The organism is Streptomyces pimonensis (assembly GCF_041380215.1).
GTDB classification, from domain to species: Bacteria; Actinomycetota; Actinomycetes; order Streptomycetales; family Streptomycetaceae; genus Streptomyces; species Streptomyces pimonensis.
Genome location: NZ_JAHWZY010000023.1, coordinates 67,044 through 75,303, shown reverse-complemented (window position 1 = coordinate 75,303; position 8,260 = coordinate 67,044). Strand labels below are relative to the sequence as shown.

The 8,260-nt window shown below is 73.0% G+C and carries 7 protein-coding genes; 5 read left to right on the top strand and 2 right to left on the bottom strand.

Going from position 1 to position 8,260, the window contains the following annotated elements; translation table 11 throughout:
• The first annotated feature begins 117 nt into the window (after positions 1-117).
• From gntD to KYY02_RS22375, 3 genes are all read left to right on the top strand, one after another.
• The gene (gene gntD, locus KYY02_RS22385) at positions 118-1,203 is read left to right on the top strand and encodes a guanitoxin biosynthesis L-enduracididine beta-hydroxylase GntD (RefSeq protein WP_371240582.1); all 1,086 of its coding nucleotides are present in this window, start codon (positions 118-120) and stop codon (positions 1,201-1,203) included.
• 39 nt (positions 1,204-1,242) lie between these two features.
• Positions 1,243-2,013: an SDR family NAD(P)-dependent oxidoreductase gene (locus tag KYY02_RS22380; RefSeq protein WP_371240580.1), complete on the top strand. Its 771-nt coding sequence runs from the start codon at positions 1,243-1,245 to the stop codon at positions 2,011-2,013.
• Positions 2,014-2,077: 64 nt separating this feature from the next.
• Positions 2,078-3,310, top strand: coding sequence for a cytochrome P450 (locus tag KYY02_RS22375; RefSeq protein WP_371240617.1), 1,233 nt, complete (start codon positions 2,078-2,080; stop codon positions 3,308-3,310).
• Here the strand turns inward: KYY02_RS22375 and KYY02_RS22370 are convergent.
• Positions 3,272-4,078 carry a thioesterase II family protein gene (locus KYY02_RS22370; RefSeq protein ID WP_371240578.1) on the bottom strand — a complete coding sequence of 269 codons (807 nt, stop codon included), beginning with the start codon at positions 4,076-4,078 and terminating at the stop codon, positions 3,272-3,274. The two genes, KYY02_RS22375 and KYY02_RS22370, sit on opposite strands and share 39 nt — an antisense overlap.
• Positions 4,079-4,232: 154 nt before the next feature.
• On the opposite strand from KYY02_RS22370, the gene KYY02_RS22365 reads away from it, so the two are divergent.
• The gene (locus tag KYY02_RS22365; protein WP_371240576.1) at positions 4,233-4,577 is read left to right on the top strand and encodes an acyl carrier protein; all 345 of its coding nucleotides are present in this window, start codon (positions 4,233-4,235) and stop codon (positions 4,575-4,577) included.
• Positions 4,574-6,319 (top strand): acyl-CoA dehydrogenase family protein, encoded by a 1,746-nt coding sequence (locus KYY02_RS22360; RefSeq protein WP_371240574.1) that lies wholly within the window; start codon positions 4,574-4,576, stop codon positions 6,317-6,319. Before KYY02_RS22365 ends, KYY02_RS22360 begins: the two co-directional genes overlap by 4 nt.
• Before the next feature lie 325 nt (positions 6,320-6,644).
• Here KYY02_RS22360 and KYY02_RS22355 read toward each other — a convergent pair whose 3' ends face one another.
• On the bottom strand, positions 6,645-8,000 hold the full coding sequence (locus KYY02_RS22355; protein ID WP_371240572.1) for an ATP-binding protein: 1,356 nt from the start codon (positions 7,998-8,000) through the stop codon (positions 6,645-6,647).
• Positions 8,001-8,260 lie beyond the last annotated feature (260 nt).

Below are 8,260 nucleotides of genomic sequence, written 5' to 3'. Positions count from 1 at the left end.
TGCTCGGCCGGTCCGGTGCGCTCCACCACGCGATCCGGCCGCCACCAAGCGGCGCGGACCGCACAGGACCGAACGACGGACGACCCGAGCGGTCACGAACCCGGTGAGGACACCGCAATGACAATCACGAACCCGGCCGTCGACGCGTCCCTCCGGGACGCCGCCCGCACCGCGGTCGCCCCGGACGGCCCGGACACCCCCGTCGAGTACGTCCTGGACGCCGACGAGGTCGCCGAGCTGCGCACCGCCGCCGAGAAGCTCGGCGAGGCGTACGGCTCGCCGGCCCTGCCCGAGTTCTACGACCGCGCGCTCACCGCCGAGGAGCTGCTGCCGGCGGGGCTGCGCACGTTCCTGCTGTCGTACCGGCGCAGCGAGCGCAACGCCGCCTGCCTGGTGCACGGCTTCCCGGTGGACGGCGACGCGCTCGGTTCCACGCCCGGTCACTGGCGCGAGGCGATCCACGGACGCACGGCCCGCGACCAGGAGGTGTGGCTGGCGCTGTGCGGCCTGGCGCTCGGCGACCCGTTCGGCTGGGCGACCCTCCAGGAAGGGCGGATCATCCAGAACATCCTGCCGATCCGCGGTGACGAGGACCGGCAGAGCGGGCACGGCAGCGGGGCGCTGCTGGAGTTCCACACCGAGGACGGCTTCCACCCCAACCGCTGCGACTACCTGCTGTTGATGGGGCTGCGCAACCCCGACGCGGTGCCGACCATCGTCGCCTCCGTGCGCGACGTACGGCTCGACGGAGCCGACCGGGCGGTGCTCGCCGAGGAGCGGTTCCTCATCCGCCCCGACACCGAGCACATCCGGCAGCTGGAGACCTACGCGCCCGGCCACCCGGCGCTCCCCCGGCTGCGCGCGATGGCCTCGGACCCGGCGCCGACGGCCGTGCTGTCCGGCGACCGGCTGAGCCCCTACCTGCGCATCGACCGCCCGTTCATGGACACACTGCCCGGCGACACGCAGGCCGAGGCCGCGCTGGACCGCCTGATGGCCGAACTGAGCCGTGTCCAGCGGGATGTCGCGGTCGCCCCGGGCTCGCTGCTGATCGTCGACAACTACCGTGCGGTGCACGGCCGCAGACCCTTCACCGCCCGCTACGACGGCAACGACCGCTGGCTGAAGAAGCTCACCGTCAGCCGCAACCTGCGCCGCAACCTGAGCGGTTACGCCCTCGACCACCCGCGCGTCATCGTCTGACCCGGCCGGCTCCCCCCGTACGCGAAAGGCAGCACCGTCATGCGCACCGTCATCGTGTCCGGCGCCTCCAGTGGCATCGGGCAGGCCACCGCCGAACGCTTCGCCCGGGCCGGCGACCACGTCGTCAACCTGGATGTGCAGCCCCCCACGACCGACCGCCCGGACGGGCCCCGGGAGGGCGGCGGCGAGGTCCACCGGGTCGAGGTGGACGTCGCCGACTGGGACGCCGTCCGGGACGCCGTCGACCAGGTGGCCGCCGAGCGGGGGCGGCTGGACGTCGTCGTCGCCAACGCCGGCATCAGCGTCCGGCACGGCATCCTGGAGATCACCGAGGCCGACGCCCGCCGCACCCTCGACGTCAACCTCATGGGCGTCCTCGCGCTGTGGCGGCACGCGGTGCCGCACATGCTGCGCCAGGGCGAAGGGGTGCTGCTGGCGACGGCGTCCGTCAACGGCTCCCGCGGCTACCCGCTGTACGCCGACTACAACGCCAGCAAGGCCGGCGTGGCGTCGCTGTGCCAGACCTTCGCGGTCGAGCTGGCCCCGCTGATCCGCACGGCGTGCGTGGCGCCGGGCGCGGTGCTGACGCCGATGCAGCGCGCCGAGTACACCGACGCCATGCTCGACGAGGTCAACGCGCGCATCCCGGCCCGGCGGCACGCGCTGCCCGAGGAGATCGCGGAGGTCTTCCACTTCCTCGCCTCCCCCGGGGCGTCCTTCGTGTCGGGTCAGCAGTTCACTGTGGACGGGGCGGAGACCGCCGGGGCGACCACGGCGTTCTTCCCCGGACCGACCGAGCCCCCGCGCTGACCCGGCGCCGCCGGGAAGCCGTCCGACCGAGCCCGAGGAAGCCGAGGAGTCCAGGAAGATGACCATGAAGACCCGTCCCGTGCCCGACCCGGTGGCGCTCGACGAGGTGGACCTCGCCGACCCGCTGCTGCACGCCCGTCACGACCTGGGCCCGCTGTGGCGCCGACTGCGCGCCGAGGACCCGGTGCACTGGCAGCCGGAGGGCAGGCACGGCCCGGGCTTCTGGGTGGTGAGCGGCTACGCGGACGTCGCCGCCGTGCTGGGCGACAGCGAGACGTTCACCTCCGAGCGGGGCAACGTGCTGGACACGCTGCTGGCAGGCGGCGACTCCGCGGCCGGCAAGATGCTCGCCGTCACCGACAGCCGCCCGCACCAGGCGCTGCGCAGCGCGCTGCTCAAGCCGTTCTCCCCGCGGTCGCTGGAGGTGGTGGTGGACAGCGTGCGGCGCGGCACCCGCCGACTGGTCGCGGAGGCGGTCGAGCGGGGCACGGCGGACTTCGCCGCCGACGTCGCCGCGCACATCCCGCTGGCCGCGATCTGCGACCTGCTGGGCGTGCCGGCCGCCGACCGGGGACACATCATCTCCCTGACCTCCTCGGCGCTGTCGTCCGCGGACGGCGTGCCCGACGAGGAGGCCACCTGGTCCTCGCGCAACGGCCTGCTGCTGTACTTCTCGGAGCTGGCCGCCGAGCGGCGCAGGAAGCCCTACGACGACGTGGTCAGCCTGCTGGTCAACCGGGAGGTCGACGGGCGTCCGCTGACGCACGAGGAGATCGTCTTCAACTGCTACAGCATCATCATGGGCGGTCATGAGACGACGCGCTTCGCCATGGTGGGCGGCCTGCACGCCCTGATGGAACGGCCGGGCCAGTGGCGGGCGCTGAAGTCCGGCGCCGTGAGCACGTCGTCGGCCGTGGAGGAGGTGCTGCGCTGGACCACCCCGGCGCTGCACAGCGGGCGCACCGCCGCGCAGGACGTGCTGCTGGGCGACCGGTTCGTCGAGGAGGGCGACATCGTCACCGTCTGGATGGCCTCGGCCAACCGGGACGAGCGGGTCTTCGACCGGCCGGACGTCCTCGACCTGTCCCGGTCCCCCAACAAGCACCTGTCCTTCGCGTACGGACCGCACTTCTGCCTGGGCGCGTTCCTGGCCCGCGCGGAACTGTCGGCCCTGCTGGAGAGCCTGCGGGACCTGGTGGCCGAGGCGGAGCCCGCCGGGGAGCCGGAGTACGTCTACTCCAACTTCCTCAGCGGTCTGTCAGCCCTGCCGGTCACCTTCCACGCCGAGACCCTGTAGGCCGAGACCGCGCAGTTCCCCGGTGACGGCCGTCAGCGTCGCCTCCGGATGCGTCCGCGGGTAGGAGTGCCCGCCGGGTACCAGGCGCACACGGGGCGACGCCTCGTGGTACTCGTCCCAGGGCTCGACCACGGCGGGGGCGGCGACGTCGTCGGCGGCGCCGGCCAGGACGACGAGCGGGGTGCGCACCGGGGCCGGTTCGGGCAGGAGGTAGCGTTCGGCGATCTCCAGGTCGGCCCGCACCGCGCACAGCAGGTCGCTCAGGAACTCGGGGTGCTCCAGCAGCTCTCCGGGCAGTCCGCCGTGCCGGTGCAGCCAGGCGGCCAGCGTCCGGTCGCTGCTGCCGGTGAGGCGTTCCCGTACGAGGGGTACGTGCGGGGCGCGGTGGGCCGACACCACCAGGGCGGACGGGGCCCGCAGGTCCTCCCGTCGCTCGATGCGCCGCGTCAGCTCGTAGGCGACGACGGCGCCGAAGCTGTGCCCGAACAGCACGTAGGGCAGGTCCAGTTCGCCGTGCACCGCCTCGAGGAGGGCGTCGGCCAGCGGCTCCAGGGCGTACGGCACCGGTTCGCCGATGCGCGAGCCGCGGCCCGGCAGTTCCACCGGGGCGAGCTCGACGCCCCGCGGCAGGAAGGGACGCCAGACGTTGAAGGAGGCCGCGCTGCCTCCGGCGGGCGGCAGGCAGAACAGCCGGAGGCGGGGCCGCCCGACGGCGTGCCGCCCGACGATCCAGGGCCCGGACGGCGCCACGGGGTCACGAGTGCTCATGCGGACCAGCCTTACCCTCGTCGCCACCACCCGGCCAGGCAGCACGGCGGCAGTTTGCGCGGTAGCAACGTCGGCCACCGCGACGGGAGTTGCCGAGAGCTTGCCGGGGCCGTTACCTGGGGTGGGGCGCCGGGCCCGCCCTAACCTCACCGCCATGACTCACACCCCTGCCGCAAGCGCCACCGAAGCCGTGGCCCCCGTGGTGCTCGGGATGACCCGGCTGATCGCCCCGCGCAAGCTCCCCGAGGTCACCGCGGACCACCGTCTGGTCGGCGACCTGGGCTTCCACTCGCTGGTCCTCGCCGAGCTCGGCTACAACCTGGAGGACCTGTACGGTCTGCGGTCGCTGACCCCCGAGGAGGCCATGAGGCTGGAGCGGGTCGGCGACGTCGTCGGCTTCGTCGTGACCGAGGTGGAGGCGGGCCGCGCCGCGCTGCCCACCGACGACGAGGTCGAGCTGCTTCTCGCCCGTTACGACATCGGCGGCCCCACGGCATGACCGGCCAGGACGTGGAACGGCCGTCCCACGCGCTCGCCGCGGACCTGGACCGGTTCCTGGGCGATCCCCTCGCGGAGAGCGGCCCGTTCAGCTTCGCGGACATCGTGGCCCACGAGGAGCACGACGCACTGCCGCCGGAGGCCGTGGAGCTCCTGCGCTCCTGGGGCTTCGCCCGGTACCTGGTGCCGGAGGCGTTCGGCGGCGGGCTGCGCAACCTGGAACAGCTGTTCCTGCTGACCCGGGTCCTGGCCCGGCGCAACCTCACCGTGTCGGTGATGTTCGGTTCAGCGCTGCTCGGCGTCAACCCCGTGTGGCTGTGGGGCGACGAGGAGCAGCGGGAGCGGGTCGCACGGGGCCTGCTCGACAACGGTGACCTGGCCTGCTTCGCCGTGTCCGAGCCCGACCACGGCAGCGACCTGGGCACCAACGAGACGGTCGCGGTGCCGGACGGCGACGGATACCTCCTCACCGGAGAGAAGTGGCCGGTGGGCAATGCCACCCGGGGCCGCTTCGTGACCGTCTACGCGAACGTCGAGGGCACCGGCTCGTCCCTGATGCTGCTCGACAAGTCGCAGCTCGAAGAAGGAAGCTGGGACAACCGTCCCTTCGTGCGCACCGTCGGGCTGCGGGGCCACGACCTCAGCGGCATCTCCTTCGACCGGACACGGATTCCGGGCGGCTGTCTGCTCGGCCGTCCGGGCGGTGGCCTGGCCGGGATCCTCCAGGTGCTCCAGATCACGCGGACGGCGATCGGCGCGCTGTCGGTGGGCACGATGGACTCGGTGGTGCGGATCGCGCTGCGGTACGCCCGCGAGCGGGTGCTGTACGGTCAGGAGATCTACCGGATCCCCGTGATCCGCCGGCATCTGGTCCGCGCCCACCTGGACCTGCTGATCGCCGAGTGCACGGCGCTGCCGGTGACGCGCTCGCTGTCGGTGGCGCCTTCCCGGCTGAGTCTGTGGTCGTCGGTGGTGAAGTACCTGGTGCCGACCCTCGGCGAAGAGGTCGTGGCGGAGACCGGACGGGTGCTGGGCGCGCGGAGCTATCTGCGCGAGGAGGTCGGCTCGGGCATCTTCCAGAAGCTCCAGCGCGACCACGCCATCGCGGGCATCTTCGAGGGCACCACACACGTCAACCTGCACGGCATCGCCTCGCAGCTGCACACGGTGGCGCAGGTCGCCGACCGCCCGGCGCGCGACGGGAACACCGTGCTGCGGGACCTGTTCGACGACGCCCGCGAGGCTCCCGTCTGGCAGCCCTCGGGGCGTGCGCTGCGGCTGACCAACGCCACCGAGGACGAGATCACGCGCGGCTGGGAGTCCGCCGTGGCGCGGGCGCGGCTGATCGCCGGACGCGAGCTGCCGCCGGCCGAAGCGGGTGCCCTCACCAAGGTGCTGGACCGGCTGTCCCTGCTGCGGGGCGGGTTCTACGCCCGGATCGCCGCGGGCAGCCTGGACGCGACCACGGCCGAGGCACAGGACGCCGCCGCCGAGCACTGCCTGTACCACGCGGCGGCCTCCTGCCTGTACACCTGGCTGTACTCCTTCGAGGAGGAGCGCACCACGCCGGCCGGTACCGCCTGGCTGGTGCTGGTGCTGCAGCGGCTGCTGTCCCGCCTGGGGCAGCCCACGGAGCCGGACGAGGCCCTGCTGGGTCCGGTCGAGGAGCTGATGCTCGCGTGCCTGGACGGACCGGAGCACTTCTCGGTCCGGGCGATCCGGTCGGCCTGCCGCACAACATGACCCGCAGCGACCGGGCAGAAACGGTTCCGGCCGGACCCGGACGGGGCCCCCGGCGAGGAGCTGATGCTCGCGTGCCTGGACGGACCGGAGCACTTCTCGGTCCGGGCGATCCGGTCGGCCTGCCGCACAACATGACCCGCAGCGACCGGGCAGAAACGGTTCCGGCCGGACCCGGACGGGGCCCCCGGCCGGTATGTGCGGAGCGGCCGGCCGAAGCCCGCTGCACCGGGGCGGCGTCCGTCCCCCGCCCGGAAGGCCGGGCCCGGCGGTCCGCCAGGCGTCCCCCCTCCGAGGACACGGGGCGGGACGCTCGGCGGACGGGGCGTCAGACGGCGGAGTGCGTCGCGCCGACCGCGGACACGGAACGGGCGTGGTACTCGTCGACGTCCTGTCCGTACGGGGCGACGGACTGCTGCCGCGCGCGTGCCACGACGTGCCGGACCAGCGCGTGGACGCGGTACTGGTACTGCTCCTGGCGGAGCGTCTGCACCAGTGACGTGTCGACGAGTTCGGCCAGCCGGTGAGCCACCTGGGGCGCCGGCCCGGTGGGGCCCCTGCGGCCGGCCAGGACGTCGTCCAGCGCGAAGGGGGCCGGGAGCTCGACCAGGTCGTGCAGCAGGTCCCGGTGGGGCGCGGGCAGCAGGTCATAGCTCCAGCGGACGCTGTCGGAGAGGGTGCGGTGGGCGCTCAGCGCACCCGCGTCGACCTGGTCGAGCAGCTGGAACAGGGCCCCCTCCCGCAGGAGCGAGCCGAGCGGCAGGGACCGCAGGCGCTGAGCGGCGATCTCGATGGCCAGCGGCACGCCGTCCAGCAGTCGGCACAACGTGGTGACCTGCGCCATGTGCGGGGCGAGGTCCAGCGTCGGCAGGCTGGAGCGCACCCTTCGCAGCAACAGTTCCACCGCGCTCGGCACTTCCTCGTCCCGACCCCCGGGACCGTCCACGCGCAGCGGTTCGACCTCCCAGCTCTCGGCCGCCCCCGCGGCCAGGGCCCGGCGCGAGGTGACGATCAGATGCAGCCCGGGGTGTTCGTCGAGGAGCCGGCGGGCCCGACGGGCGGTCTGCCGGACGACGCGTTCCGCGCCGTCCAGGACGAGCAGCCGACGCCCGGTGCCGCCGGTTCCGCCGGCCAGGTCCTCGGTGAGACGCACCAGTTCGGCGTGGGCGCGCGCCGGCTCGAGATGTTCCGGCGTGCAGTCGCGCAGTTCGGCGACCGCGACGCCGTCCGGGAAGAGCGGGCGCAGCCGGTACGCAGCCGCGAGAGCGAGCCGGGTCTTGCCCACACCGCCGGGTCCGGTGAGGACGATCAGTCTGCTGCGCCGCGCGGAGGCCAGGATGTGCCGCATGTCGGTCTCGCGGCCCACCAGGGGATCGCCCAGGGGCCGGGGTCCGTGCCAGGGCGCGTTCTCCGCCCGGTCCTGCTCGGGCCGGGACCGCTGCGCGGGTATGAGGGACCAGTCCCCGGAATCCCAGACCGTCGGGCCGTCGGGCGCCGCCGAGGCGCCGCCGAGGGCATTGAGCAGCAGTTCGACCGAGCTCCGGCGGGGGTTGGTGTTGGATCCGGTCTCCAGGTTCCGGATCGTGCGGACACTCACACCGGAACGCTCCGCGAGCTCTTCCTGCGTCCAGCCCGAAACCCGTCGCTGGTTCAACAGGAATTCACGTAGCTGGTGTACGTCCATTCTCCCGAAGGGAACGAACTCGGCGCGCATCACCATTGACAGAATCCCCCTTGGAAATCATACTGGCGCGACTTCCCGCAGCCGTCCCACGAACATCGCGCACGACGGCGTGCCGTGCCCCGCTCCGCCCGGCGTGCCAGTTCAGGGCGGTTGACCAGGTCCCCGCAAAGTCAACTGCAACATACTCATGTTTTGGCCAAGACCGGACCCTACTCGACCAAAACAACGAAAGGGAGTTCCCCTTCCGACAGGAAAGCGTC